25 protein-coding genes are annotated in these 25,717 nt (G+C 38.9%); 11 read left to right on the top strand and 14 right to left on the bottom strand.

What is annotated here, in order from left to right:
• Positions 1–10: 10 nt before the first annotated feature.
• From O3746_RS00780 to O3746_RS00765, 4 genes are all read right to left on the bottom strand, one after another.
• A complete protein-coding gene (locus O3746_RS00780) occupies positions 11–2,800 on the bottom strand; it encodes a DNA translocase FtsK (RefSeq protein ID WP_371447494.1) in 2,790 nt (929 codons plus the stop codon).
• 2 nt (positions 2,801–2,802) lie between these two features.
• On the bottom strand, positions 2,803–3,282 hold the full coding sequence (gene lrp, locus O3746_RS00775; protein ID WP_005695827.1) for a leucine-responsive transcriptional regulator Lrp: 480 nt from the start codon (positions 3,280–3,282) through the stop codon (positions 2,803–2,805).
• Positions 3,283–3,364: 82 nt separating this feature from the next.
• Positions 3,365–4,744: a DNA repair protein RadA gene (radA, locus tag O3746_RS00770; protein ID WP_049380993.1), complete on the bottom strand. Its 1,380-nt coding sequence runs from the start codon at positions 4,742–4,744 to the stop codon at positions 3,365–3,367.
• A 26-nt stretch (positions 4,745–4,770) separates the two neighbouring features.
• Entirely contained in the window at positions 4,771–5,793 is a 1,023-nt protein-coding gene (locus tag O3746_RS00765) for an inorganic triphosphatase (RefSeq protein WP_070592285.1), read from the bottom strand.
• A gap of 138 nt (positions 5,794–5,931) precedes the next feature.
• Between O3746_RS00765 and O3746_RS00760 the strand changes: the two genes are divergently transcribed.
• The 7 genes from O3746_RS00760 to O3746_RS00730 all read left to right on the top strand — a co-directional run bounded on the left by O3746_RS00760 (position 5,932) and on the right by O3746_RS00730 (position 12,459).
• On the top strand, positions 5,932–6,612 hold the full coding sequence (locus O3746_RS00760; RefSeq protein WP_049365956.1) for a TIGR00153 family protein: 681 nt from the start codon (positions 5,932–5,934) through the stop codon (positions 6,610–6,612).
• Positions 6,613–6,647: 35 nt separating this feature from the next.
• Complete coding sequence (locus tag O3746_RS00755) at positions 6,648–7,910, top strand: inorganic phosphate transporter (RefSeq protein WP_371447491.1); 1,263 nt, start codon at positions 6,648–6,650, stop codon at positions 7,908–7,910.
• Between the two features lie 74 nt (positions 7,911–7,984).
• The gene (locus O3746_RS00750; RefSeq protein ID WP_111315673.1) at positions 7,985–8,593 is read left to right on the top strand and encodes a TIGR04211 family SH3 domain-containing protein; all 609 of its coding nucleotides are present in this window, start codon (positions 7,985–7,987) and stop codon (positions 8,591–8,593) included.
• Positions 8,594–8,654: 61 nt separating this feature from the next.
• Entirely contained in the window at positions 8,655–9,899 is a 1,245-nt protein-coding gene (locus O3746_RS00745; RefSeq protein ID WP_371447489.1) for a multifunctional CCA addition/repair protein, read from the top strand.
• Between the two features lie 64 nt (positions 9,900–9,963).
• A complete protein-coding gene (gene lolB / locus O3746_RS00740) occupies positions 9,964–10,587 on the top strand; it encodes a lipoprotein insertase outer membrane protein LolB (protein ID WP_005698818.1) in 624 nt (207 codons plus the stop codon).
• Positions 10,587–11,510 carry a 4-(cytidine 5'-diphospho)-2-C-methyl-D-erythritol kinase gene (gene ispE / locus O3746_RS00735; protein WP_302482098.1) on the top strand — a complete coding sequence of 308 codons (924 nt, stop codon included), beginning with the start codon at positions 10,587–10,589 and terminating at the stop codon, positions 11,508–11,510. Before lolB ends, ispE begins: the two co-directional genes overlap by 1 nt.
• Before the next feature lies 1 nt (position 11,511).
• Positions 11,512–12,459 (top strand): ribose-phosphate pyrophosphokinase, encoded by a 948-nt coding sequence (locus O3746_RS00730; protein WP_005695817.1) that lies wholly within the window; start codon positions 11,512–11,514, stop codon positions 12,457–12,459.
• Positions 12,460–12,781: 322 nt separating this feature from the next.
• On the opposite strand, the gene mdh is transcribed toward O3746_RS00730, so the two are convergent.
• Positions 12,782–13,717 (bottom strand): malate dehydrogenase, encoded by a 936-nt coding sequence (gene mdh, locus O3746_RS00725; protein ID WP_005698784.1) that lies wholly within the window; start codon positions 13,715–13,717, stop codon positions 12,782–12,784.
• 186 nt (positions 13,718–13,903) lie between these two features.
• Between mdh and argR the strand changes: the two genes are divergently transcribed.
• Together argR and O3746_RS00715 are read left to right on the top strand one after the other, a co-directional pair.
• Complete coding sequence (argR, locus tag O3746_RS00720) at positions 13,904–14,359, top strand: transcriptional regulator ArgR (protein WP_197562561.1); 456 nt, start codon at positions 13,904–13,906, stop codon at positions 14,357–14,359.
• Positions 14,359–15,243 (top strand): TIGR01777 family oxidoreductase, encoded by an 885-nt coding sequence (locus O3746_RS00715; protein ID WP_302482097.1) that lies wholly within the window; start codon positions 14,359–14,361, stop codon positions 15,241–15,243. The genes argR and O3746_RS00715 overlap by 1 nt, the downstream gene beginning before the upstream one ends.
• A 46-nt stretch (positions 15,244–15,289) precedes the next feature.
• Here the strand turns inward: O3746_RS00715 and folC are convergent, their stop codons facing one another.
• The 4 genes from folC to rplY form a co-directional block, all read right to left on the bottom strand.
• Entirely contained in the window at positions 15,290–16,594 is a 1,305-nt protein-coding gene (folC, locus tag O3746_RS00710; RefSeq protein ID WP_302482103.1) for a bifunctional tetrahydrofolate synthase/dihydrofolate synthase, read from the bottom strand.
• 4 nt (positions 16,595–16,598) lie between these two features.
• The gene (gene accD, locus O3746_RS00705; protein ID WP_049365964.1) at positions 16,599–17,489 is read right to left on the bottom strand and encodes an acetyl-CoA carboxylase, carboxyltransferase subunit beta; all 891 of its coding nucleotides are present in this window, start codon (positions 17,487–17,489) and stop codon (positions 16,599–16,601) included.
• A 65-nt stretch (positions 17,490–17,554) separates the two neighbouring features.
• Positions 17,555–18,349: a tRNA pseudouridine(38-40) synthase TruA gene (gene truA / locus O3746_RS00700; RefSeq protein ID WP_049356504.1), complete on the bottom strand. Its 795-nt coding sequence runs from the start codon at positions 18,347–18,349 to the stop codon at positions 17,555–17,557.
• 103 nt (positions 18,350–18,452) lie between these two features.
• Positions 18,453–18,740 (bottom strand): 50S ribosomal protein L25, encoded by a 288-nt coding sequence (gene rplY, locus O3746_RS00695; RefSeq protein WP_065243978.1) that lies wholly within the window; start codon positions 18,738–18,740, stop codon positions 18,453–18,455.
• Between the two features lie 226 nt (positions 18,741–18,966).
• Here rplY and O3746_RS00690 point away from each other — a divergent pair, with 226 nt between their 5' ends.
• Positions 18,967–19,572 (top strand): DedA family protein, encoded by a 606-nt coding sequence (locus tag O3746_RS00690; protein WP_193451148.1) that lies wholly within the window; start codon positions 18,967–18,969, stop codon positions 19,570–19,572.
• Between the two features lie 176 nt (positions 19,573–19,748).
• On the opposite strand, the gene O3746_RS00685 is transcribed toward O3746_RS00690, so the two are convergent.
• The 3 genes from O3746_RS00685 to O3746_RS00675 all read right to left on the bottom strand — a co-directional run bounded on the left by O3746_RS00685 (position 19,749) and on the right by O3746_RS00675 (position 21,830).
• Positions 19,749–20,504: a DUF3800 domain-containing protein gene (locus O3746_RS00685; protein ID WP_049384113.1), complete on the bottom strand. Its 756-nt coding sequence runs from the start codon at positions 20,502–20,504 to the stop codon at positions 19,749–19,751.
• Between the two features lie 149 nt (positions 20,505–20,653).
• Positions 20,654–21,112, bottom strand: coding sequence for a DUF5677 domain-containing protein (locus O3746_RS00680; protein ID WP_371447484.1), 459 nt, complete (start codon positions 21,110–21,112; stop codon positions 20,654–20,656).
• Between the two features lie 103 nt (positions 21,113–21,215).
• Complete coding sequence (locus tag O3746_RS00675; protein ID WP_371447482.1) at positions 21,216–21,830, bottom strand: riboflavin synthase subunit alpha; 615 nt, start codon at positions 21,828–21,830, stop codon at positions 21,216–21,218.
• 45 nt (positions 21,831–21,875) lie between these two features.
• Here O3746_RS00675 and O3746_RS00670 point away from each other — a divergent pair, with 45 nt between their 5' ends.
• Positions 21,876–23,273: an MATE family efflux transporter gene (locus O3746_RS00670; RefSeq protein WP_197544683.1), complete on the top strand. Its 1,398-nt coding sequence runs from the start codon at positions 21,876–21,878 to the stop codon at positions 23,271–23,273.
• 66 nt (positions 23,274–23,339) lie between these two features.
• Here the strand turns inward: O3746_RS00670 and O3746_RS00665 are convergent, their stop codons facing one another.
• Positions 23,340–23,690: an Imm8 family immunity protein gene (locus O3746_RS00665; RefSeq protein ID WP_111386403.1), complete on the bottom strand. Its 351-nt coding sequence runs from the start codon at positions 23,688–23,690 to the stop codon at positions 23,340–23,342.
• Positions 23,691–24,131: 441 nt separating this feature from the next.
• The gene (rng, locus tag O3746_RS00660; protein ID WP_371447479.1) at positions 24,132–25,607 is read right to left on the bottom strand and encodes a ribonuclease G; all 1,476 of its coding nucleotides are present in this window, start codon (positions 25,605–25,607) and stop codon (positions 24,132–24,134) included.
• Positions 25,608–25,717 lie beyond the last annotated feature (110 nt).

Raw genomic sequence — 25,717 nt, 5'->3', positions numbered from 1 at the left:
CTTAAGAGAATTAATATTCGGAACGTCGAGCTAAAATTTCTCGTTTTCCATTTTTCATTGGGCCTAAAATACCTTGTTCTTCGAGCTGATCCATAATTCGAGCCGCTCGGTTAAACCCAACACTAAATTTACGTTGAACATAAGAAGTCGAGGTATTACCTGTACTTAATACAAACTCAACAACTTCATCAAATAATGCATCAAGATCGCCACTGCTTGCAGTTGATTTCTCACCTGAGTCTTCATCATCCGCGCCGTCTAAAATGCCATCGATATAATTTGGTTTACCACGTGCACGCCAATCATCTGCTACACGGGCCACTTCGTCATCACTCATGAAGGCACCATGTACCCGAACGAGATCAGAAGAACCTTGACCTGAATATAACATGTCACCACGACCCAATAAAGCTTCAGCACCGCCTTGATCCAGGATCGTTCTAGAGTCAATTTTACTTGCTACAGTAAAGGCGATACGGCTTGGAATGTTAGCCTTAATCAAACCTGTAATCACATCTACTGATGGGCGTTGTGTGGCTAAAATCAGGTGAATACCAATTGCACGAGCTTTTTGTGCTAAGCGCGCAATTAACTCTTCAATTTGTTTACCCGCAACCATCATTAAGTCTGCAAACTCATCAACGATCACGACAATATAACTCAATTTTTCTAATGGAGGCGGCATCTTATCCATTGTATCGCCAGGCTTCCAAATTGGGTTTGGAATTGGCATATTGAGTTTTTCATATTCTTCAATTTTTTCGTTATACCCTTCAATGTTACGCACACGTAAGGCTGACAATAATTGATAGCGGCGTTCCATTTCTTCTACGCACCAACGCAATGCATTTGCCGCTTTTTTCATATCCGTCACCACAGGGGTAAGCAAGTGCGGAATATCGTTATAAATAGAAAGCTCAACCACTTTCGGGTCAATCATAATAAATTTCACTTCATCCGGTGTCACACGGAAAAGCAAACTTAAAATCATGGTATTCACACCAACAGATTTACCAGAGCCTGTTGAACCCGCCACAAGTAAGTGAGGCATTTTAGCCAAATCAACTACAACAGGTTTTCCGCTGATATCTTTCCCCAAAGCCATTGAAAGCAATGATGTTGAGGAACGGAATTCATTACTATCGAGCACATCACGCAATGGCACTATTTGACGGTGTGCATTTGGCGTTTCAATACCAATATAAGGTTTGCCTGGAATCACTTCCGCCACACGGATCGCACGGAACATCAACGCACGTGCTAAATCGGTATCAATGCTTGTTACTTTGGATGCTTTTACACCCGGTTGTAATTCAAGCTCATAACGAGTCACCACTGGGCCAACTAACACATCTTGTACCGTTGCTTTGACATTAAAATTCTTTAATTGTTGTTCTATGCGTGCGGATGTGTCTAAAATTTCTTCACGCGTAATATCTTGAGCCTGTGTAGGACGATGCTCAAGTAAATCTAAACTTGGTAATGGTGTCGTTGGTTTTTCACGTTTATTCGTTGGTTGTTGGAATGCTGGGTGAATAAGCGTATCAGAATACGGCTTATAGGTTGTTTCAGTTGCATTCTCAATATGAATTTCACGCGCTTTAGGTGCTGAAACCGCCGGTTCATTTAAGATCACTTTCAATGCATCTTCAGCATTTGCAGCTTTTGCACGAACTTCCATTTCTTGCAAACGCGCTTGCTCTTGTGCGGCAAACTGACGTGCTAATTCATCTTCTAAACCATCATTTTCTGGTTCTAAAGGTTCATCATACGTTGGATAAAGTGCGGTTGTATTTTCAGGTGTTTTAAGTGACACTTTTGGCATCACATTTTCTTCAAAAATGTCATCTGATTCATCCACACTTTGATTATTCACTTGCGGATTTTTCCATGTGGCTGAAAAATCTTCTTTTGTCGGTAATTCCAAAGAAGAAGCCGCAGAAATAGATACATTCGGTAAATTGTCTGATTCAACCGTGAAACCTTTAAACTTATCTTCTAATTTCTCAACATCTGCAGGCTCTGAAACACTCGGTGAGGATAGTCCACTGATATTAATCAGTTGTTCTGGCTTAACAAAGGTATTTTCAGACACTTCCTCTTTTTTATCTTCTGCTGATTCTGTTTCCAATTGAGAATCAGAAAAAGCGAGTTGTTGAGGAGCCTCAATCACAATTTGTTCAAGATCATCTACAGAAGTATGCTCTGCATGCTCCTCTTCTGCCGGCTGATTTTTCATGGTTAGCCAATGGTAGAATTTCACAATTAAACGAATTAATGATGCACCAGAACAGAAAATAAAGCCTACAACTGCGCAGATAAAGCCCACTAAAATACAGCCAAACTTACCGAGCGTAGGATATAAATTTACCACTAAGCTACCACCAAATACGCCGCCAGCTAAATAGTAGTTCGTATTTGAAAGCAACAAGGTTGCCATAATAGTTAAGCCAACGATGAGGGCTATAAAGCCAAAGGAACGTAATGCAATGCGGGTGGCCGAGAGAGAATGAACCGCTTTGGTTTTCAGTAAATAAATCGGTACGATGAAAATGACAAACGGAATGAGGTGACCTACATAACCAAGGAAAACAAAAAACGCATCAATTAGCCAAGCACCAAAAGCACCGGCTTTATTGATGGTTTCAGTTTGAAAACTTGCTGTAGACCAAGAGTTATCTAATGGCGTATAGCTTGACCATGCCACGATTAAATATAAACCTAAAAGTGCGGTCAATCCGAGTAATAATTCTGCTAAATATTGTTTCGGTGTAAATCGTTTTGTAATTCGCTTAATCATTTTTATTTTAGTACGAGATAATTAGTTTGTTTCACTTCTTCCATGACGACATAAGTTCGGGTGTCATTCACACCGGGTAAGCGCAATAATGTGGTACCTAATAATTTTCGATATGCCGCCATATCTGCTACACGTGTTTTGAGTAAATAATCGAAATCACCTGATACCAAATGACATTCGAGAATTTCATCAAGTGCTTGAATCGCGGCATTAAACTCTTCGAAAACATCCGGTTTACCACGCACAAGAGTGATTTCAACGATCACCAATAAAGGGGCATCCAGTAATTCAGGATTTAGTAGTGCACGATAGCCCATAATTACACCTTGTTTTTCTAGGCGTTTTACCCTTTCTAAACAAGGCGTTGGCGATAACCCCACTTTCTTTGATAAATCGATATTAGAGATTTTACCGTTGCGTTGTAATTCATTTAAGATTTTGATATCAATGCTATCCAACGCTTTATTTAATTTCTTTTCCATAACCTTTCCTTATGTACGGCGCATATTCTATCTAATTTATCAAAAACTTTCAGTAATCAGACAACAATAGGACAACGTTTTTTTAGAAATTATCCAAAATGGCAAGTGCATCAGCGAGTTTTTTCACCGTAAAAACTTCCATATTTTCGACCGCACTTTTCGGCTTATTGGCGAAAGGCACAATCGCACGTTTAAATCCATGTTTTGCCGCTTCACTAATACGTTCTTGACCACTGGTCACCGGGCGAATTTCACCCGCTAACCCTACTTCACCAAAGACAACTAAATCTTGTGGTAACGGGCGATTACGGAAACTCGAAATTAATGCGAGTAATAACGCAAGATCTGCCCCGGTTTCCCCGACTTTTACACCGCCAACGACATTCACAAAAACATCTTGATCCGACATTTGTAATCCACCATGGCGATGCAATACCGCAAGCAATAAGGCTAAACGATTTTGCTCTAACCCCACCGCCACACGACGCGGATTTGCAAGCATGGAATGATCCACCAAGGCTTGAATTTCCACTAAAAGCGGACGAGTGCCTTCCCAAAGTACCATGACCGAACTACCTGGTGTTTGTTCATCGCCTCGACTTAAGAAAATTGCTGATGGATTTTTCACCTCGCGCAAACCTTGCTCAGTCATACCAAATACACCCAGCTCATTCACCGCACCAAAACGGTTTTTGTGGCTACGTAACGTACGGAAACGGGAATCTGCCTCCCCTTCTAACAATAAAGAACAGTCAATGGCATGTTCCAATACTTTTGGACCGGCAAGGGTGCCATCTTTCGTGACGTGTCCAACCATAATGATAGCGACCTGTCGAGTTTTCGCATAACGAGTAAGGAAAGAGGCACATTCACGCACTTGTGCCACACTTCCTGGAGAAGATTGAATATCCGAAAGATGCATAACCTGGATCGAGTCTACTACAATAATTTGAGGTTTCAGCTGATCCGCCAGATTACAAATTTGCTCAACCGATGTTTCAGATAACATATTTAATTTATCTGTCGGCAGATTCAAGCGATTAGCTCGCATGGCGACTTGTTGAAGTGACTCTTCCCCTGTCACATAAAGTGCGGTCATATTTTTCGCTAATCCGCACATTACTTGAAGTAACAAGGTACTTTTACCCGCACCAGGATGCCCACCAATTAAAATAGCACTCCCTGGCACGATCCCGCCACCTAGCACGCGATCTAATTCTTTAAATCCACTGGTGAAACGCGGTGTTTCTTGTAAGCTAATTTCAGAAAGCGTTTGGATTTTTGCGCGAGTTTCTCCTGCATACCCACTAAAACGATCATTTTTTGTGGAATTTGAGGCTGAAATTAACCGCACTTCACTAATCGTATTCCACGCTTTACAGGCAGAACATTGCCCTTGCCATCGCGAAAATTCAGCGCCACAATCATTACATACATAAGCGGTTTTAGGAGCTTTTGCCATTTTTACTATCCTTTAGAGAACCCGTTTTACGCCATCAACATCATTAAGCCAAGCATTCTTTCAAAATACGCACGACTCTTTAGTAATACTTTTAACTTCTCAATGGTTTGAGCATTATCTTTTGTTTCACTATGAAAGGTAATCAAGCGTTTTATTTCATTAAGGAAAAATTGATTACTTGCTAATAACTCAGCTGATTGACTTCCTTCCAGTTTTTCAAACAAGGTTTTGTTGTCATCATAATAATGATAAAGATTGAAAAATGCGCCCACACGTTCAACGGTTTTCATAAAATCGAAAGCAAACACATCTGTTGGGAATGAAAGCGTTTCTTCAATTAATTGCTGTTCCATTTTCATGACAGCACTTAATTTCTGGCGAGAATCTACCGCACTTCCCTCTCTTTCCTCTTTTAAGAAATCACGCCATTTATTTAACCAATCAATCAGCAGTGGTTTGCTACCTAATTGATAGCCTCGTTTTGCTTTGCTTGCTGAACTAAAATAAACATCCTGTTCAAAAGGTAAAAGTGAGACAAAATGGAAAAGATCTGAAACGAGCCCTTCTTTTAATTCGAATTCAATTTCACAAATAGGCTGTGGTTTTTCCCCTGATAAAATTTTCCCTTGATCAAAAGCTACTTCAATTTTTGATGCTCCAAACGCAATTAACCAAAAAGTGCGGTTAAAATCTGTTGAGAAAATCGGTTGCAATGTAGCGGAAGGCAAATTTTCAAATGGATACAATGACGTTAATTGTGCTGTTGTAGGTACTGAATTATCAGGTATAGATAAATTGTATTCTGGACGGCTATGCAATCCGCCAACCACTTTTCCGTCTGTTTTTAAAGTGAGGGTAAAATCATTATTTTCCTGACGGACACGCAATCCCATTTTTTGTTTAGCCAAAAAATGATCGGGATAATCGAAATAGGTATTTCCTAAGAAGACAGTATTTTGTTCTAAGATTTTGAATTGATTGAGATGTGTTTTTAAGGTATCGAAAGCATCAGAGGTAACTGCAAGCTTTAATTCAACTTCATTACTCATTTTATTTTTCCTTATTATTTTTAACTGTTCAAATATACATATATTTTTATACAAATCAAGATCTTTTTCGTGTATTTCCTTATAAAATCAGGTAATATGCAACCGAAATTTTAACCCTTGTTATGGAGTAAAACACCTATGGCAATGAATAATATTCTCGGATTATTTGCCCATTCTCCTTTAAAACCACTGCAGAAACATTCTGACAAAGTGACTGAATGTTGTGATTTATTAATTCCATTCTTCCAACATACCTTTGTAAAACAATGGGATGATGCGGAAAAAACACGCCTAGATATTTCTCAATGTGAACGTGAAGCAGATAGTTTAAAACGCGAAATCCGTTTGAAATTGCCTCGCGGTTTATTTTTACCTATTGATCGTACCGATTTACTTGAGTTAGTCACCCAACAAGACAAATTAGCTAACTATGCTAAAGATATTGCGGGTCGTATGATTGGTCGCCAGTTTGGTATTCCTGAAGAAATGCAGGAAGAATTTTTGCACTATGTGAAACGTAGTTTAGATTCTATTCATCAAGCTCATTTAGTGATTGAAGAAATGGATAAACTACTTGAAACCGGTTTTAAAGGCCGTGAATTAAAGTTAGTGAACCATATGATTCAAGAGCTAGACAGCATTGAAGACGATACGGATCAAATGCAAATTAAATTGCGTAAAATGCTCTACACGATTGAAAGTCGTTATAACCCTATTGATGTAATGTTCTTATATAAAATCATCGAATGGGTAGGCGTATTAGCCGATCAAGCTCAACGTGTTGGATCTCGCATTGAATTGATGCTAGCCCGTTCCTAATTTTGACGACATTAACTACAACATAGGAAATCACTATGGAAATTATTAATGCATACGGTTCGTGGTTAGTCTTAATTACCGCGGTATTCGGTTTTTTTATGGCATTTGGTATTGGTGCCAACGACGTATCAAACTCAATGGGCACCTCAGTTGGTTCTGGGACCATTACAGCCAAACAAGCAATTATTATTGCTCTCATTTTTGAATCTGCCGGTGCGTATTTAGCTGGTGGCGAAGTAACTGAAACCATCAAAAGTGGTGTGATCGACCCTACTCAATTTGTCGAGATGCCAGATGTATTGGCATTAGGGATGCTTTCAGCTCTCTTTGCGTCCGGTGCTTGGTTATTTATCGCCACTAAAATGGGTTGGCCCGTTTCAGGTACTCATACCATCATCGGGGCTTTAATTGGTTTTGCTTGTATTACGATTGGCCCAAGTTCTGTTGACTGGTCTACTATCGGTGGGATCGTTGGAAGTTGGTTTATCACCCCTGTGATTGCTGGGCTTTTAGCTTATACCATCTTTGCAAGTATCCAGAAACTCATATTCGATACAGAAGAACCGCTGAAAAACGCACAAAAATACGGTCCTTACTACATGGCAATTACCGTATTCGTACTTTGTATCGTTACCATGGCAAAAGGTTTAAAACACGTTGGTTTAAATCTTTCCAACAATGAAACACTCGTTATTTCATTGCTTATCAGTGTTGTTGGTATGATTTTCTGCCATTTTTACTTCCGTAGTAAAGCGTTTACCGCAAAAGCAAGAAAAGGATCATTCGGATCGGTTGAAAAGATTTTTAGTATCTTAATGCTTCTAACCGCTTGTGCAATGGCATTCGCACATGGGTCTAATGACGTAGCTAACGCAATTGGTCCGCTTTCTTCTGTAGTATCAATCGTGCAAAATGGCGGGAAAATCCTGAGTGGTGGTGATTTAACTTGGTGGATTTTACCTTTAGGGGCATTAGGTATCGCCGTTGGTCTTATCGCAATGGGACAAAAAGTGATGGCAACCGTAGGATCTGGTATTACCGATTTAACCCCTAGCCGTGGTTTTGCTGCACAATTTGCAACCGCGATGACTGTTGTTGTGGCATCGGGTACTGGTTTACCTATCTCCACTACGCAAACTTTAGTGGGCGCAATCTTAGGTATCGGTTTCGCACGTGGTATTGCAGCACTTAACTTAACGGTTATCCGTAACATCATTAGTTCATGGGTTGTGACATTACCTGCTGGTGCATTCTTTGCGATTGTGATTTTCTACATCCTTCGCGCGATTTTCCACTAGTATAATTATTAAAAGTGCGGTTATTTTTCATTGTATTTTCTGACCGCACTTCCTTCATGAATCTAGGAAGTATTATGTCAAAAGTGAGCAAACTTTTATTTTCTTGTGTTTTACTGGGCTCAACCATTGGGACAGTACAAGCTGAAACGCAATATGTGACAGAAAATCTGAACACCTATTTACGCAAAGGTGCAGGCGATCAGTTTAAGATCGCGGGTGCAATCCAATCTGGCGAAGCGGTAACAGTCTTAGGACAAGAAGGAAAATATACCCTAATTCGTGATAATAAAAATCGCGAGGCTTGGATTTTAACCTCGGAACTAAGTTCTACGCCAAGTAGCCGTGAAGAAAATCCAAGATTAAAAGCACAGGTTCAAGAGCTGACTTTGAAGCTGAGTCGCGTCGATTCAGATTGGCAGCAACGTACAAATGAAATCCAACGTCGTAGTAAACAAGCGGAACAACAAAGCAGTGAATTGCTTGAGCAAAATTCACAACTTAAACGTGAATTAGAAATGACGAAAAATAAAAATCGTGATTTAGAAGCAATGCTTGATGCGAATAAACGCGAAATTGCGATCCAATGGTTTATTTATGGCGGCTCGGTATTAGGCGTAGGTTTATTAATCGGCTTAGTATTACCTCACATTTTACCAAGACGTAAACGTCGTGATAGCTGGTAATGATTCATCATTGAGGTAGGCATTTGCCTACCTTTTCTTTATATTTTGATGGGAGAGTAAAATGGACATTTATCTTGTCGGCGGTGCAGTACGTGATCAACTTTTAGGTTTACCCGTGAAGGATCGTGACTGGGTCGTCGTAGGTGCAACACCAGAAATGTTGCTGGCTCAAGGTTACCAACAAGTTGGCAAAGACTTCCCTGTTTTTCTCAAGCCTGAAAACCATGAAGAATATGCACTTGCCCGTACAGAACGAAAATCAGGCAAAGGCTACACCGGATTTATTTGTGATTTTTCAGATGATATTACGCTTGAACAAGATTTAATTCGTCGAGATCTTACCATTAATGCCATTGCCCAAGACAAAGATGGCAACCTGCACGATCCTTATCATGGCGTAGAAGATATTCACCAACGTATTTTACGTCATATCTCGCCCGCTTTTGCTGAAGATCCACTTCGTGTGTTACGCGTCGCACGCTTCGCTGCTCGTTTCCATCATTTATGTTTCTCCATTGCCGAAGAAACCCTTAAATTAATGGCTGAACTCACTGAACAAGGTGAACTCGCCCACCTAACGGCTGAGCGAGTTTGGATGGAAACAGAAAAAGCATTAAACGAACCGCATCCTGAAATTTATTTTGAAACGCTACATCAAGTCGGCGCACTCAAAATACTTCTCCCTGAGATTGCCGCCTTAGACGGTGTACCGAATCCAGCCAAATATCATCCTGAAATTGATAGTTTTATTCATACCATGCTCGTATTGCAACAAGCGGTTAAACTCACAGAAAATACCAATTTGAATAAAAGTGCGGTTCTTTTTGCAGCGATTTGTCATGATCTTGGAAAAGCCCTTACACCAAAAGAAATGTGGCCAAGTCATCATGGTCATGAAAAAGCGGGGATTAAACCAACTCGCTCATTATGCAAACGCCTTAGAGTGCCTAATTATCTTCAAGAATTAGCCGAATTAACTTGTGAATATCATACGCATGTGCATAAAGCCTTAGAACTTCGCCCTGAAACAGTGGTGAAACTCTTTAATACGTTTGATGTTTGGCGTAAACCTCAGCGCTTCGAAGAATTTCTATTAGTATGTTTATCTGATACTCGCGGGCGAACGGGTTTTGAAAATAAAGAATATCCGCAAATTGATTATCTCAAAGCGCTTTATCAAGCCGCCCTTGCTGTTGATGTACAGCAAGTCATTGCAGATGGTTTTGAAAAACAAGGCATTCGAGATGAATTAACGCGTCGAAGAATTGCCGCAGTGAAAGCAGAGAAAACTCGCCTAAATGCTTAATCCATCTTTACTAAAAGTAAACTAACCCTTACAATATGTGCAATTTTTTAGTAAATATTTTGTTATGAAATTATTAAAATCTCTTCTAGCACCTGTATTTGCAAGTGTGATCTTATCCGCTTGTACTCTTGATGCAGAGCGCCCAACAGATGTTCAACATATCGATAAAAACGATATTACGTGGCAACAACACCTCAAAAAAATCAAACAAATTCAATCTTATAGCACCAAAGGACAAATTGGTTACATCAGTCCACAAGAGCGTTTTTCGAGTCGCTTTGAGTGGCAATATCAAAACCCGAAAGCCTATAAGTTAAAACTTTATTCTCTGATTAGCAAAACAACGCTAACTATGGAAATGCATCCAAACGGTATGACGATTTCAGATAATAAAGGCAACCAACAATCGGATAAAAATGCCAAATTATTGTTACGCGAAATCATCGGAATGGATGTGCCATTAGAGCATTTATCTTATTGGTTAAAAGGTCAGCCAGCGGATAACGCAGATTACCAAGTTGGAACAAATCATCTTTTATCCGAATTTAGCTACCCACTTGATGGCTCGATGTGGACAGCCGATTACTTAAGTTATCATGCAGATAATTCGATGCCTGAAAATATTCTGTTAAAGAACAAAAGTACATCGCAAACCCTAAAAATTCGTGTGGATGAATGGGCGTTCTAATGAAAACACATCACTTTTCGACCGCACTTTCAACTTCTCTTGGAAAGCCTAACCGCTTTCCAAGCCCCGCAAAACTCAATTTATTTCTCTATATAAACGGTAAACTGCCAAACGGCTACCACGAATTACAAACGCTTTTCCAATTTCTTGATTTTGGCGATTGGCTCACCATTGATATTCGCCAAGATAAACAAATCCACATCACTCCAGAAATTCCTGGCTTACCTCTAGAACAAAATTTAATCTATCGTGCAGCGACACTACTACAAGAAAAAACAGCCTGTACGCTCGGTGCATCCATTCATTTAGATAAAATTCTGCCAATGGGCGGTGGTATTGGTGGCGGTTCATCCAATGCAGCAACGACTCTCCTTGCTTTAAACTATTTATGGCAAACTAATTTATCTATTGATGAACTTGCCGAGATTGGGCTAAAACTCGGGGCTGATGTGCCTATCTTTGTTCATGGCCAAGCCGCTTTTGCAGAAGGTGTAGGTGAAAAAATTCAATACTGCGAACCACAAGAAAAATATTATGTGGTACTAAAACCTGAAACTGCAATTTCTACTGCAGTGGTCTTTAGTGATCCCGATTTGCCTCGCAATACAGAAAAAAGATCCCTTGCCGAACTTTTGAATCAACCGTTTGCAAACGATTGCGAAAAAGTCGTGCGAACTCAATATCCTGAAGTTGAAAAAGTCCTACTATGGTTGCTACAATATGCACCAGCCAGATTAACCGGAACCGGGGCTTGTGTTTTTGCTGAATTTGATGATGAAAAATCAGCACAAGCTGTTTTCCAACAAAAACCGAAGGAGTTTTTCGGCTTTGTTGCTAAAGGATTAAACGTTTCACCATTACATGTGATGTTGAAACAACTCTCGACCAACCAATCTATCTACACTCAACCTGAGGTTATATAAAATGCCAGACATTAAACTCTTTGCTGGAAATGCTACGCCTGAGCTAGCGAAAAAGATTTCTGAACGTCTTTACATTTCATTAGGCGATGCCACTGTTGGACGCTTTAGCGATGGTGAAATCCAAGTGCAAATTAATGAAAATGTGCGTGGTGCAGACGTGTTTATTATTCAATCTACTTGTGCACCAACGAATGACAACCTGATGGAATTGATTGTAATGGTTGATGCTTTACGTCGTGCATCTGCCGGCCGTATTACTGCCGTTGTTCCTTATTTTGGTTATGCTCGTCAAGATCGTCGTGTGCGTTCTGCTCGTGTTCCAATCACTGCAAAAGTGGTGGCAGATTTACTTTCAACTGTAGGGATTGACCGCTTATTAACTTGTGACTTACACGCAGAGCAAATCCAAGGTTTCTTTGATGTACCTGTTGATAACGTATTCGGTTCACCAGTTTTACTTGATGACATCTTGAAGAAAACAGATCTTGTCAATCCTATCGTTGTTTCTCCAGATATCGGTGGTGTTGTTCGTGCTCGTGCAGTAGCGAAATTATTAAATGATACAGAGATGGCGATTATCGATAAACGTCGTCCACGCGCAAACGTATCACAAGTTATGCATATTATCGGGGATGTCGCAGATCGTGATTGTATCCTTGTGGATGATATGATTGATACCGGTGGTACGCTATGTAAAGCGGCTGAAGCACTAAAAGAACGCGGTGCAAAACGCGTATTTGCTTACGCAACTCACGCCGTATTCTCTGGTGCAGCTGCACAACATTTAGCGAGCGATGCCATTGATGAAATCGTGGTAACGGATACTGTTCCACTTTCACCTGAAATGAAAGCACTCGGTAAAGTACGCGTGCTGACTCTTTCAACTATGCTTGCTGAAGCAATTCGTCGTATCAGCAATGAAGAATCTATTTCAGCAATGTTTGAATAATTCTTTCGCTTATCATTCATTTTAAAAGTGCGGTCAGAAAATCCAGTGTTTTTTGACCGCACTTTTTTATGCTTCGACTAAAAATAAAGCAAAAAAAAGTGCCCCATTGGGGCACTACTCGGAAAGCAAAATAGATGTCGGCTATTTAAAAATAGCACTTGTTTTTAGTGATTTAAGAATACGGCAAAGTCCTTTATATTGCAAATAGCAATGTTCAAATTTGTGAGCTAAATCACGCTTTTTCTTCACTTTTTTATGTTTAATCGTTTTCGTATAAAAAAAGAGGAGCATACAGCTCCTCTTCTCTAGAAATAGAATTAAATTAACCGTTAATAAATTTTTCGCCTAATTCAATATCTGCACGCAATGTTGGTAACATTGCTTCTAAAGCTTCTTGTTCAAATTTGCTTAAGGTACCGATTGGTAAAATTTCTTCTACACCTTCTTTACCTAAACGTACTGGTTGAGCGAAGAAACGTGCGTATTTACCATCTCCTTCAACATAAGTACATTCAACCACAGTTTCACCACTTAAGCCTTTCACTAATGAACGCGCAAAACGTGCTGCAGCTTGAGCCATAGAAAGTGTCGCAGAACCGCCACCTGCTTTTGCTTCAACTACTTCGGTACCTGCGTTTTGGATACGTTTAGTTAATGGTGCAATTTCCTCTTCTTTCCATTCAGCATATTGAACTTGTGAAAGTAATGGAAGAATCGTCACACCTGAGTGTCCACCAATAACTGGCACGCTTGTACGAGAAACATTTAAGCCTTTTAATTCAGATACGAATGTTTCAGAACGTAACACGTCTAAAGTAGTGACACCGAATAATTTACGTTTGTCGTAAACACCCGCTTTTTTCAATACTTCCGCAGCAATCGCAACAGTCGTATTCACAGGGTTGGTGATAATACCTACACACGCTTTTGGACAAGTTTTTGCAACATGTTCAATTAAGTTGCGCACGATACCCGCATTAATGTTGAAAAGATCTGAACGATCCATACCTGGTTTACGTGCTACCCCTGCAGAAATTAAAACAACATCAGCACCTTTAAGTGCAGGTGTTGGATCTTCTCCCGCAAAACCTTCCACTTTCACCGCTGTTGGAATATGACTCACATCTTTAGCCACACCTGGTGTCACTGGTGCAATATCATAAAGTGCTAATTCACTTTCAGCGGGTAATTGTAATTTAAGTAATAAGGCTAATGCTTGACCAATACCGCCTGCTGCGCCTAATACTGCAACTTTCATAAAATACTCCTCATGTATTAATTAATCCTAACTAGGTAGAATTTTAAAGTCTTAGTCATTAAATTACAAACAGAGAAATTCAATAATGCGATCTAGCTCAAACTTTTCAAACGGCAAATTTATTTTAATTGCTTAAAATGAATTTTTATGCAATTCTTATGCAAATTCCCCTATATGAGAATAACTATGTCAGATCAATTAACAAAAGCATTTAAAGAACTGCTCCATCAAGAACGATTCGCTTCTCAGAGTGAAATTGTTGACGCCTTGAAAAACCAAGGATTTCAAAGCATTAACCAGTCTAAAGTTTCACGCATGCTAAGTAAATTTGGTGCGGTTCGTGCAAGAAATACGAAAATGGAAATGGTGTATTGCTTACCAAGCGAATTAAGTGTACCCGCTACCAGCAGTCCATTAAAAAATCTAGTTTTGGATATTGATCACAATGATTTCGTTATCGTCATTAAAACCTCTCCAGGTGCCGCGCAGTTGATTGCCCGCTTATTGGATTCCATAGGTAAACCTGAAGGCATTTTAGGCACGATTGCAGGAGATGACACCATTTTTGTGACACCAACAAAAGACACAACAATTAAATCGCTTTTAGAACAAATTCAAACGCTCTTTGAAAGCAATCTATAATGAATATCTTAGTGACCGGTGGAACCGGATTTGTTGGGAAATCCTTAGTTGAATCACTACTTTCACGTGGCGATAGCGTTACCGTATTGACTCGCTCTATTGAAAAAGCCCAAGCTGTTTTTCTTGAAAAAACACCGCAATTTTTGACCGCACTTTCAACACTCAAAGACTTAAATGAATTTGATGCGGTCATTAATCTTGCCGGTGAGCCAATCTTCGATAAAAGATGGACTGTTCAACAAAAAGAGAAACTGCGTCATAGTCGCATTGATTTAACACAACAGCTTGTTCAACTTATTAACCAAAGTGAATATCCCCCAGCCCTTATTTCAGGTTCCGCAACGGGAATTTATGGAAACTGTGGCGAAGACGTGATCAGCGAAGATACCAATCCAAGTACTCAATTTACCGCGCAACTTTGTATTGATTGGGAAAATGCAGCAAAGCAAGCTAACACAAGAGTCTGTTTAGTGAGAACAGGATTGGTGCTTTCTCCAAAAGGTGGGGCTTTTGCTAAAATTCTACCGCTCTATCGCTTTGGATTAGGCGGCAAATTAGGGAATGGTGAGCAATATTGGAGCTGGATCGCGTTAGAGGATATGGTAAAAGGACTTCTCTTCTTACTTGACCATAATGATTGTGAAGGTGCATTTAATTTTACTGCGCCACATCCTGTTAAAAATAAGACTTTTAACCAATTATTAGGTCAAGCACTACATCGACCTTGTTTTGCTCAAGTGCCTCAATTCTTACTCACTTCTCTTCTCGGTGAACGTGCTTGCATTCTATTAGACAGTCAGAATGCCTATCCAAAACATTTGTTAGATTGCGGATTTACATTCCAATACTCAGAATTAAGTGATTACTTTTATAAAACACTTTAAAAACTAAAGGCTGGTCAAAACCAGCCTTTATTATTTTTCATATCCATTAAGCTAAATATTCTAAAAATTCCCCTACCGTGTGGAAGGATCCAAATACTAGCACTATGTCATTTTTATCGGCATTTTTAACCGCACTTTTTACACCTTCAGCTACAGAATCTTCAGAAACACTTTTTGCTGATGGGCAAACTGTTGTTAATTTTGCATTTAGGTCATCGCCAGATTGACCACGGTAACCGCCTAATGTGACACAATACCATTGGTCAATAACAGAAGTAAGTTGGGTAAACACCGACTCCGCATCTTTATCTTTTAACATACCGCAAACGGCAATGATACGACCTGAAATCTGTGCTTTAAGTGCGGTCAATTTTTCGGCTAAATATTTTGCCGCATGAGAATTATGCCCCACATCGATAATCACTTTTGGTAACTGTGAATAAGGGACATTCAAGCGTTCTGCCAGTTTTTCTAGCTGATTACCTTTCAATTGTTGGAAACGACCAACTAATTCCACTTCAATTAATGAACGTTTAATGGTCTCGACAGAAATATCAAAAGGTAATTGCTCAACAGCCGCCAAAGCGGTTGCTGCATTGGCTAATGGAATTTGGCAAAACGGCAGATTTTCTAACCCCACTTTGTTGCTCTGCCACATCCAAGTTTGCTCATTGGCTTTAAACGACCAATTAACATCTCGGCGTGAAACGTAGCAATGTAATTTCTCCGCTTGTTCTAACATAGGTTGCGGAACATTTGGCTCGCCAATCACAACAGGTTTATTCGCACGAAAAATACCCGCTTTTTCAAAGCTAATTTCTTCACGTGTTGAACCCAGAAAATCTGTATGATCAATATCAATACTGGTGATAACCGCCAGATCATTATCCACAATATTCGTTGCGTCCAAACGCCCACCAAGCCCAACTTCCAAAATCACAACATCAAGTTTCGCTTGTTTAAATAAATGCAAAGCCGACAACGTGCTAAATTCAAAATAAGTGAGGGATTGCGTTTTATGCTTTTCGATGAAATCAAAAGAAGCGGTATGCATTTCATCCGGCAAGTCTTGATTTTGAATACGAACACGTTCGTTATAACGTAATAAATGGGGGGAAGAATACACACCCACACGCAAGCCATGATTTAACAAAATGGTTTCGAGCAAACGGCAAGTCGTGCCTTTACCATTTGTGCCCCCTACCGTGATCACATAAGGTGCGGGATTCAAAAGATCCAATTCTTCTGCCACTGACTTAATACGCTCTAGCCCTAAATCAATCGCTTTGAAGTGACTGTTTTCCAAATAAGAAAGCCACTCAGCGAGTGGCGAAGTGGCTTTTAAATTCATTGTATTAGGCATTTTCAACAACTTCTACTTCAACAAAAGGTGAAGGTTGATTGGTGAGTTTGCTTAAAAGGTTTCCAAGGGTTGAACGCATTTCTGAACGTTTCACGATCATATCAATCGCCCCTTTCTCAAGTAAGAATTCACTACGTTGGAAGCCTTCTGGTAATTTCTCACGTACAGTTTGTTCGATAACACGTGGGCCTGCAAAACCAATTAATGCTTTTGGCTCAGCAATGTTCACATCACCTAACATAGCAAAACTTGCAGATACCCCACCTAATGTTGGGTCGGTTAATACCGAAATAAACGGCACACCTTTTTCACGCATTTTTGCCAAAACCGCACTGGTTTTCGCCATTTGCATTAAGGAGAAAAGTGCTTCTTGCATACGTGCACCACCACTTGCAGAGAAACAAACAAACGGACAGTTTAATTCCATTGCTTTTTCTGCTGCTTTCACAAATTTTGCCCCTACAACCGAGCCCATTGAACCGCCCATGAAGCTAAAGTTTGAAGCGGCAACAACAATAGGCATATTGTAAAGTGTACCTGTCATTGTGATTAACGCATCTTTTTCGCCCGTTTCTTTTTGTGCGGCAGTAATACGATCTTTATATTTTTTTAAATCTTTAAATTTAAGAATATCTTTTGGTTCTAAATCAGCGGATAATTCTTGGCTTGAACCTTCATCTAACAAGGCTAAAAGGCGCTCACGAGCATCAATACGCATATGATGACCGCATTTTGGACAAACATATAAATTACGTTTTACTTCTTCACCATAAAGAACTTGTTCACAAGAGGTACATTTTGTCCAAACCCCTTCAGGTACGTTAGCTTTACGTGATGCAGAGGAAGAGGTTCCTTTGCTAAAAATTCTATCAATCCAGCTCATTTTTTACCTTTTTTATTAACTAGAAAAGTTTGCGTATTTAATCATAATTTAGCGAAATTTGCTAGTCAGATGAGATTATCTTCTAAAAATAATGGCCCTAAATTTTTCTGTGGAATCGCAAATTTTTCAGGGTAAATCACATTGACTAAATACAGGCCTTCTGGTTTTGCTGTTGGCGCGGCTAATTTACGATCTTTTTGCTCTAGCAACCATTTCATCCACTCAACGGGTTGATTACCTGCGCCGACTTCAATCAAGCTTCCTACAATGTTACGCACCATGTGATGCACAAAGGCATTAGCTTGAATATCCACAATAATGTACTGCCCTTTTCGCACCACGTTTAAATGATGCACATTTCGCCAAGGGGTATTCGATTGACATTGTGCCGCGCGGAAAGAGGAAAAATCATTTTCACCCAATAAGAACTGCCCCGCTTGGTGCATTTTCTTTTCGTCTAAATCTAAATGGCAATGGGTAATCCCTTCCGGCAAAATGGCTGAACGTAATTTATTGCAATACAAGATATAACGATAACGACGCGCGGTTGCCGAAAAACGGGCGTGAAATTCATCATCCACCACTTTTGCCCAACTCACTGAAATGTCATCAGGCAAATTCGCATTCGTACCAAATGCCCATGCTTTTTCGGGGCGAACTGCTGTAGTTTCAAAATGCACCACTTGTCCTGTGCCATGAACACCAGAATCTGTTCTGCCCGCACAAAACACTTCAATTTTTTCATTTGCCACGAAAGATAACGCTTTTTCTAATTCTTCTTGTACACTGCGTACTTTCTCTTGTCGCTGCCAGCCACAATATTGTTTTCCGTTATATTCAATGCCTAAGGCTATCTTCATTGGAAAATACTCCTAAAACGATTTCAAATTTGACCGCACTTTGCCCGAAAAGAAAAAACACCAATAACTCATCATTATTGGTGTTCTTATCACAAGCTAAAAATTAAGCACGTTTGAAGTCAATGTGAACCAATTTTGGTTTGAATGGGTGACGTTGCATTGCTTGAACTTTCACTGCAACTTCTTTACCTTCAACCACTAAAGTGATTACATCGCTATAGAAAGAATCGTGAGCTTGTGCATTGTTTAATTCATCGTGATTTAAGATGATTGAAACAGGTGCTTCGCTGCCACCATAAATGATTGCAGGGATTTGACCGTTGTGACGCAGGCGGCGGCTCGCACTCTTACCTTGCGCTTGACGAACTTCAGCGTTAAATTTAAATGCCATTTTCATGTTCTCTTGATTAAAAGTTTAAAATAAAAAATTGCAGGCGACCCAGCAATTTTCCTAAATTTGCTCAAAGACAAACTTTGAGAGCGACGGATTATAAAATATTCAGCCCCACAATGCAAATTTACACAGCAAATTTTTTCTAGGCTTTTCAAGGCAAAGCGATTAAAATAAATCCCAATTTTTAATTAATTTTAACTAACTGATTGTAAGTGGGTTTCAAATGGAATTTCTTATCAGCTTTTTTACCGATTACGGTTATTGGGCGGTGCTATTTGTTCTGATTATTTGTGGCTTTGGTGTACCCATTCCAGAAGATATCACGCTTGTCTCCGGCGGTGTAATCGCTGGCCTCTATCCTGAAAGCGTCAATTCCCACTTAATGTTAGTTGTGAGTATGATTGGTGTACTTGCCGGTGATTCAACCATGTACTGGCTTGGCCGCATTTACGGCACACGTATTTTACGTTTCCGACCAATGCGTAAAATCGTCACATTAGAACGTCTCAAAATGGTTCGTGAAAAGTTTGACCAATACGGTAACCGTGTTCTATTTGTGGCTCGTTTCTTACCTGGATTACGCGCACCAATTTATATGGTTTCTGGCATTACCCGTCGCGTCAGCTACACGCGCTTTGTATTAATTGATTTCTGCGCCGCCATTATTTCCGTACCAATTTGGGTTTACCTCGGTGAATTTGGCGCTAAAAACTTAGATTGGTTACACGAACAAATTAAAAAAGGCCAACTTGTTATTTATATCCTAATCGGTGTTTTAGCCCTATTCCTATTTTGGAAATGGAAAAAAGCGAAGAAACAGGCTAAATAATTTCCTATAAAGTGCGGTCAAAATTTTAATAATGTTTTACTGTTATATAATGAAAGAGAAATACAAATACAAGGGAACATAAAGACTGCTATTTCGTACAATGCCTAGTAGTGGGAAATGTATAAAAGTTGTTAGGACATTCAATGGGCAGACTGAAAGGTCTGCTTTTTTATTATCTAATATTTAAGTTTTATCTCTTTTGTTTTAACTAAACGCGGGCCCTTTGTTGGATCATAAAAATACCAGATGTTAAACTTCCGTTCTGAGCTTAATGTATCGTACATTAATTTATCCCATCCAAGATGCTTCGCTATTAATAGAGAAAGGGCTAGCTTCCTCTCCGAGGATATATCTTTTTGATAACTACTTAAAACAGCCCCCAACAACAAATCACATAATTGCACACCATGACAATATTTAGAATTAACCTCATTTAATTTCAAAATTGCATTGGGAATAGATGTTCTTTGTCGAATGATATTGTTAGCAATAATATGCATAGCCTCATCTGCTTTATGATAACTAAATGGTAATTCATCAACGGATAAAATAAATCGATTATCTCTATTTCTACGTAGAGAATTTTCAATTTTATTACAAATTAGCTCATTAAAATGCTTTTGTTTTGCTGTCTCATAATTCCCATTGTGAAAGGATTTATTAACAATAGACAATTGAACAACAATACAATTAAAAAAGAGATAATCAGACTGAAAAAAGAATTTAACAAGTTCATTATAAAAATCAGCATAACGTTTAGAATTAGCACTCTGCCACTTTATTTCATCCGTGCAAGAGTGTTTTTTTCGAATTCTCTCAATTTCTTTTTCAAAACGTTCAATATTATTCTCTTTAATCCATAATGCACCAAAGGCATAAAATGGCTTTCCACTTATACCTGATTCATCACAAAATAGGTGCCATATGCTCATTATAAATATCCTGTAATTCTGAAATTATTTTTTGTAAAGTACGCAAATATTGCCATTTATATTCATCAGTAACACAAGGTTGGAAAATCAGTTTATCGTCATCTTTGACATAGAGCTACTGCAACATTGATAAAGTAGAATGTGTATACTTAGAATATAACAGCTGAAAGCATATTTTTAGAGTGATTGTTAGCTTGACTCGTTAGCTTAAAAACTTTATCTCCATTATTTATTTTCTTTTGATATTTCTCTTTTTCTTTTTTAAATTGCTCTAAATATACAGACGGATCCTTACCGTCAACTTCTGAATCAATCAAGCCAGACTTTAATAGTTTTTCTTTTTCGGCTATATCAGAAACTAAAATTCTATTAACACCATCATCCCCATTTTTTACTACATCAATTAACTTTAAGTAAGATTCAAGAGCAGATCTCAATACAATAGAGGTTGATAAAAATTGATAATTTTCTATTAAATAAACTAACTCTTTACATAGGTTGATAGTTTGAATAAATAATATGTTTTTATAACTATCTCTTCCAGTGGAAAGATTATGCAAATTTTCTAAAACTGACTGATTAAATTTATTTAAATCTTCTTTTGTCATTTTCACATTATAATCAAATAACGACATATTTAATATTCTCACCTTTATTTAAAACAAACCATTGTTTTTTTTTTAAGTGTTATGCATCTAGCTTTTTCTAATATTACACTTTTCTTCCTTGCAAATACCGTTCCACCGTATCCACAATCGCTTGTGTTTGTGGATCGATTTCGATATTCACTAAATCGCCAATTTGCCGTTTGCTAATCAGGGTTCGATGTAGGGTTTCTGGAATTAAATTCACGCAGAATTCATCGTCTTTTACTTCACCGATAGTAAGACTGATACCGTCAATCGCAATAAATCCTTTTGTTAGGATATATTTCATCACATCTTTATTAGGCAATTTAAACCAAACCTGACGATTGTTTTCGCTTTCGATAATTTGTGAAACGCTTGCGGTACAATAAACGTGACCAGATAAAATATGTCCACCAATTTCTGCGCCCATTTGCATTGCGCGTTCGATATTCACAAAATCCCCGGCTTTTAAGCCGCCGAGATTGGTGATGCGCAAGGTTTCTTGCATTAAATCAAAGCTGACAAGATCATCGTGAATTTCAGTCACTGTTAAGCACACACCGTTATTCGCCACGGATGCACCGATTTCTAAGCCTTTTCGCATTTCAGCTGGTAATTTTACGATCTGTGTTCTAAAATCATCGCTGTCTTTAATTGCATAAATTTGGGCGATGCCCTGTACAATACCCGTAAACATTATTATTCCTTCATTAAAAATTTTTCCAATATTATAGCAAAATTTATGAATTCTCGTCTTTTTTCTCAATACCGTATTGATATTCAAAAACTTATCCGAATTGCGACACCTATCGGGCTTGCCCAGTTAGCTCAAACTGGCATGGGTACCGTGGATGTGATTATGGCGGGGCGTGTGAGCTCGGCTGATGTAGGCGGTGTCGGTATTGGTGCCTCCATTTGGCTACCTTTGGTGCTTTTCGGTCAAGGCTTATTACTCGCCTTGCCACCAACAATTTCCTATTTAAATGGATCTGGACAGCGCCATCGCATTGCTCACCAAGTGAGACAAGGCCTTTGGATTTCATTTTTAGTGATGATTCCCCTTGCACTCATCATCTATCATAATGATTTCATATTACAGTTTATGAATATGGATGCCCACATGGCAGATGTGACGATGAATTATTTGCGTGCGATGGTGTGGGGCTTACCTGCCTATTTATTGCTGATTAATTTCCGCTGTTTGAATGATGGCATTGCTAAAACAAAACCCGCCATGGTGATTACCTTCATGGGGTTAATGCTGAACATTCCGCTGAATTATATGTTTATTTACGGCAAATTTGGTGCGCCTGCATTGGGCGGTGTCGGTTGTGGTGTGGCAACGGCTATTGTCAACTGGGCAATGGCAATCTTAATGATTACCTACTCTGCCAAAAACTATAATGAACGTAGTTTGAAAGTCTTTGAAAAGATTATTGAAAAGCCAGACATCAAAACACTGAAAAAATTGACCGCACTTGGCTTGCCTATTGCCATTGCTCTGTGCAGTGAAGTATCACTCTTTGCGTTAAGTAGTTTGTTACTTTCCCCATTAGGTGCGGATGTGGTCGCCAGCCACCAAATTGCCTTAAATACCAGTGCCGTAGCCTTTATGTTCCCCATGTCTATTGCGATGGCTGCTACCATTTTAGTGGCGCAAGAACTGGGTAATCACGCACCACAAAAAGCCAAAATTATGGCTCACGCGGCTATTATTCTTGGCTTGATTGTGGCAAGTGTATTGGCGTTGGTGATTTGGGTATTTAGTGCAGAGATTGCCGCATTAATTGTAGGCGATAATGCTACTGTTATTGCCCTTTCAGGCAGCTTATTAGCGATGGCTGCGATTTATCAATTTTCAGATTCAGTGCAAGTCGTCGTGAGCGGTATTTTACGTGGCTATAAAGACACTAAAATTATCCTTTATATCACGTTACTTGCCTATTGGGGCGTGGGTATCCCTGTTGGTTATATTCTTTCCCGCACGGATTGGATTGTTCCAAGCATCGGTGCAAAAGGTTTCTGGGTCGCCTTTATCATTGCCTTAACCATTGCCGCTGCGTTACTCTTTATGCGTATGCGAAAAATCCAATCACAATCTGATGAAGCCATTATTCAACAGTTAGAAAGATTGAAATAGTTAAAGTAAAAAGTGCGGTCTATTTTGACCGCACTTTTTATTCTTGAATTTAAAATTAGATGCTTTTTAAACTTCTCTATACCCTTCATATTCCCAATCAAAATATTTTTGTAACTGAATAACAATATCATCCCAGGTTTCTCCTGATATACTATTTATCATGAGTGACAAATAATTTTCTATGTCATCTAATGTTTTCAGAGCAACAACCATTCCTTTATTTATCACCAAGACCTTTTCTCTTTGCACCATTCCTACATTAAAAACATTAGTATAAAAATAGTCACTCCCAGAATTTCCTTTTGTTCCTATTGCTAATGTTAAATTTAAGCAATAAGCTGGCTTAAGAACTAGTAAGGATGCCTCATCCCTCGTTGAAAAGCCATAATCAATCCATTTTAAATCAGCTATAAGCATTTACTTCCCCTATGAACTCTAAACTATACGTTTTATAAATGAAAACTTATCAACAAGCAATTAAAAACTAACATCAGAAAATTTATGCCATTTAAAAGTAAAAAATAATTTGTACAGAGTACTTTCACACACAAATATAAAGTGCTCCATCATGCTATTTTGTTTTTCTTTTAGTCGTTAGAAATATAATAGGAAGAATGAGGATATGAAGTTTCAAACTTGCTACTATTGCCTCTTTTGCTAGAAGAACATAATTTATGTTCTTAACTACTGCATCAAATTGCACATAAAAAATAGCCACAAAATAAATCAAAGAAAAAACAAGAATACTAGTAAAATATCCAAAAACATATTTCATTATTCTATTACCTTTGAGCCAGTCATATTCTGGCTAAGTTTAAGTATAAAAAGTGCGGTCGAATTTGACCGCACTTTCATCTTTTACATCACCACCACATCAAACTGTTCTTGGTTGTAGTACTGCTCTGTTTTGACTTGAACTTGTTTGCTGATGAACATTTCGATCTCTGGCAATAAACCGTGCGATTCTTCTTTGATTAAGTAATCTGCCACGGCTGGAGAGGCATAAACCACAAATTGTTCACTCGAGAATAAGTGGTTCACGCGAATAATCTCACGCATAATTTCATAGCATACCGTTTCGACGGTTTTCACGCGTCCACGACCTTGACAAGTTGGGCATTCATCACATAAAACGTGCTCTAAACTTTCACGAGTACGTTTACGGGTCATTTCCACTAAGCCAAGTTGAGTAAAACCATTCACTTTCGTTTTTACGCGATCTTTCGATAGCGCTTCTTCCAAGGATTCAATCACTCGATTGCGATGGTCATCGGTTTGCATATCAATAAAATCAATAATGATAATACCGCCTAAATTACGCAGTTGTAGCTGCTGCGCAATGGCTTTAGTGGCTTCAATATTGGTGTTAAAAATTGTTTCATCCAAATTTCGATGACCGACGAATGCGCCCGTATTAATATCAATGGTTGTCATGGCTTCAGTTTGCTCAATAATAAGATAGCCGCCCGATTTTAAATTCACACGTTTCTCTAGGGCATTTTGAATACCACGTTCTACAGCATAAATATCAAAAATCGGCTGACTGCCCGTATAAAGCATTAATTTATCACTTAATTCCGGCATAAATTCATCGGTAAATTCTTTCACTTCGTTAAAACAAAGTTTGGAATCAATATGAATTTTCTCTAAATTAGCGCCGATAAAATCACGCAAAATACGCTGTGGTAATGCGGGTTCGCCATAAATTTTAGAACGGGTTGGATATTTACCTTTACGCTCAAGCACTTTACGCCATAAACGTTTTAAAAATTCCGCATCTTGGCGCAATTCTTCTTCCGTTGCGCCTTCGGTAGCAGTACGAATAATAAAGCCACCTAACTCATCACAAAAAGGCTCAACTAACGCTTTTAATCTTGCTCGCTCTTCTTCGCTTTCAATACGTTGTGATACACCAACATGGCTATTTTCCGGCATAAAGACGAGATAACGAGAAGGCAATGTAATATCCGTGGTTAATCTTGCGCCTTTGGTGCCCAAAGGATCTTTTACCACTTGTACCACGATATCCTGCCCCTCGCGGACGAGTTCAGAAATGCTTTTTGCACGGAATTGCTTTTGCTCATTCACGTCCACACACTCGGTATGTGAAACAATGTCGGAAGCATGCAAAAATGCGGCTTTTTCTAAACCGATATCCACAAATGCGGACTGCATCCCCGGTAAAACACGGGTTACTCGCCCTTTATAAATATTCCCCACGATGCCACGTTTGGCTTGACGTTCAATATGAACCTCTTTTAAAACACCCGTTTCCACCAGCGCAACGCGGGTTTCATTGGGCGTAACATTCATTAATAATTCAACAGAATTCATTTTTTCGACCTTAGTTTTAATGGTATAAGTCTATCGAAAAGGAAAATAGAATAATAGACCCAAATAAGGTAAAATATGACCTTTCTCAAATTTTCATGACTTTTTTTGAG

The organism is Haemophilus sp. 27098_8_127 (genome assembly GCF_041433495.1).
Taxonomy (GTDB): domain Bacteria; phylum Pseudomonadota; class Gammaproteobacteria; order Enterobacterales; family Pasteurellaceae; genus Haemophilus_D.
Note: the sequence above shows the minus strand (reverse complement) of the source record. Positions and strands in the feature narration are given on the sequence as shown.

Excerpts from the sequence above, each read along its gene's own strand:
- O3746_RS00780 (WP_371447494.1), bottom strand. The coding sequence starts at position 2,800 with ATGATTAAGCGAATTACAAAACGATTTACACCGAAACAATATTTAGCA.
- lrp (WP_005695827.1), bottom strand. The coding sequence starts at position 3,282 with ATGGAAAAGAAATTAAATAAAGCGTTGGATAGCATTGATATCAAAATC.
- radA (WP_049380993.1), bottom strand. The coding sequence starts at position 4,744 with ATGGCAAAAGCTCCTAAAACCGCTTATGTATGTAATGATTGTGGCGCT.
- O3746_RS00765 (WP_070592285.1), bottom strand. The coding sequence starts at position 5,793 with ATGAGTAATGAAGTTGAATTAAAGCTTGCAGTTACCTCTGATGCTTTC.
- O3746_RS00760 (WP_049365956.1), top strand. The coding sequence starts at position 5,932 with ATGGCAATGAATAATATTCTCGGATTATTTGCCCATTCTCCTTTAAAA.
- O3746_RS00755 (WP_371447491.1), top strand. The coding sequence starts at position 6,648 with ATGGAAATTATTAATGCATACGGTTCGTGGTTAGTCTTAATTACCGCG.
- O3746_RS00750 (WP_111315673.1), top strand. The coding sequence starts at position 7,985 with ATGTCAAAAGTGAGCAAACTTTTATTTTCTTGTGTTTTACTGGGCTCA.
- O3746_RS00745 (WP_371447489.1), top strand. The coding sequence starts at position 8,655 with ATGGACATTTATCTTGTCGGCGGTGCAGTACGTGATCAACTTTTAGGT.
- lolB (WP_005698818.1), top strand. The coding sequence starts at position 9,964 with ATGAAATTATTAAAATCTCTTCTAGCACCTGTATTTGCAAGTGTGATC.
- ispE (WP_302482098.1), top strand. The coding sequence starts at position 10,587 with ATGAAAACACATCACTTTTCGACCGCACTTTCAACTTCTCTTGGAAAG.
- O3746_RS00730 (WP_005695817.1), top strand. The coding sequence starts at position 11,512 with ATGCCAGACATTAAACTCTTTGCTGGAAATGCTACGCCTGAGCTAGCG.
- mdh (WP_005698784.1), bottom strand. The coding sequence starts at position 13,717 with ATGAAAGTTGCAGTATTAGGCGCAGCAGGCGGTATTGGTCAAGCATTA.
- argR (WP_197562561.1), top strand. The coding sequence starts at position 13,904 with ATGTCAGATCAATTAACAAAAGCATTTAAAGAACTGCTCCATCAAGAA.
- O3746_RS00715 (WP_302482097.1), top strand. The coding sequence starts at position 14,359 with ATGAATATCTTAGTGACCGGTGGAACCGGATTTGTTGGGAAATCCTTA.
- folC (WP_302482103.1), bottom strand. The coding sequence starts at position 16,594 with ATGAATTTAAAAGCCACTTCGCCACTCGCTGAGTGGCTTTCTTATTTG.
- accD (WP_049365964.1), bottom strand. The coding sequence starts at position 17,489 with ATGAGCTGGATTGATAGAATTTTTAGCAAAGGAACCTCTTCCTCTGCA.
- truA (WP_049356504.1), bottom strand. The coding sequence starts at position 18,349 with ATGAAGATAGCCTTAGGCATTGAATATAACGGAAAACAATATTGTGGC.
- rplY (WP_065243978.1), bottom strand. The coding sequence starts at position 18,740 with ATGGCATTTAAATTTAACGCTGAAGTTCGTCAAGCGCAAGGTAAGAGT.
- O3746_RS00690 (WP_193451148.1), top strand. The coding sequence starts at position 18,967 with ATGGAATTTCTTATCAGCTTTTTTACCGATTACGGTTATTGGGCGGTG.
- O3746_RS00685 (WP_049384113.1), bottom strand. The coding sequence starts at position 20,504 with ATGAGCATATGGCACCTATTTTGTGATGAATCAGGTATAAGTGGAAAG.
- O3746_RS00680 (WP_371447484.1), bottom strand. The coding sequence starts at position 21,112 with ATGACAAAAGAAGATTTAAATAAATTTAATCAGTCAGTTTTAGAAAAT.
- O3746_RS00675 (WP_371447482.1), bottom strand. The coding sequence starts at position 21,830 with ATGTTTACGGGTATTGTACAGGGCATCGCCCAAATTTATGCAATTAAA.
- O3746_RS00670 (WP_197544683.1), top strand. The coding sequence starts at position 21,876 with ATGAATTCTCGTCTTTTTTCTCAATACCGTATTGATATTCAAAAACTT.
- O3746_RS00665 (WP_111386403.1), bottom strand. The coding sequence starts at position 23,690 with ATGCTTATAGCTGATTTAAAATGGATTGATTATGGCTTTTCAACGAGG.
- rng (WP_371447479.1), bottom strand. The coding sequence starts at position 25,607 with ATGAATTCTGTTGAATTATTAATGAATGTTACGCCCAATGAAACCCGC.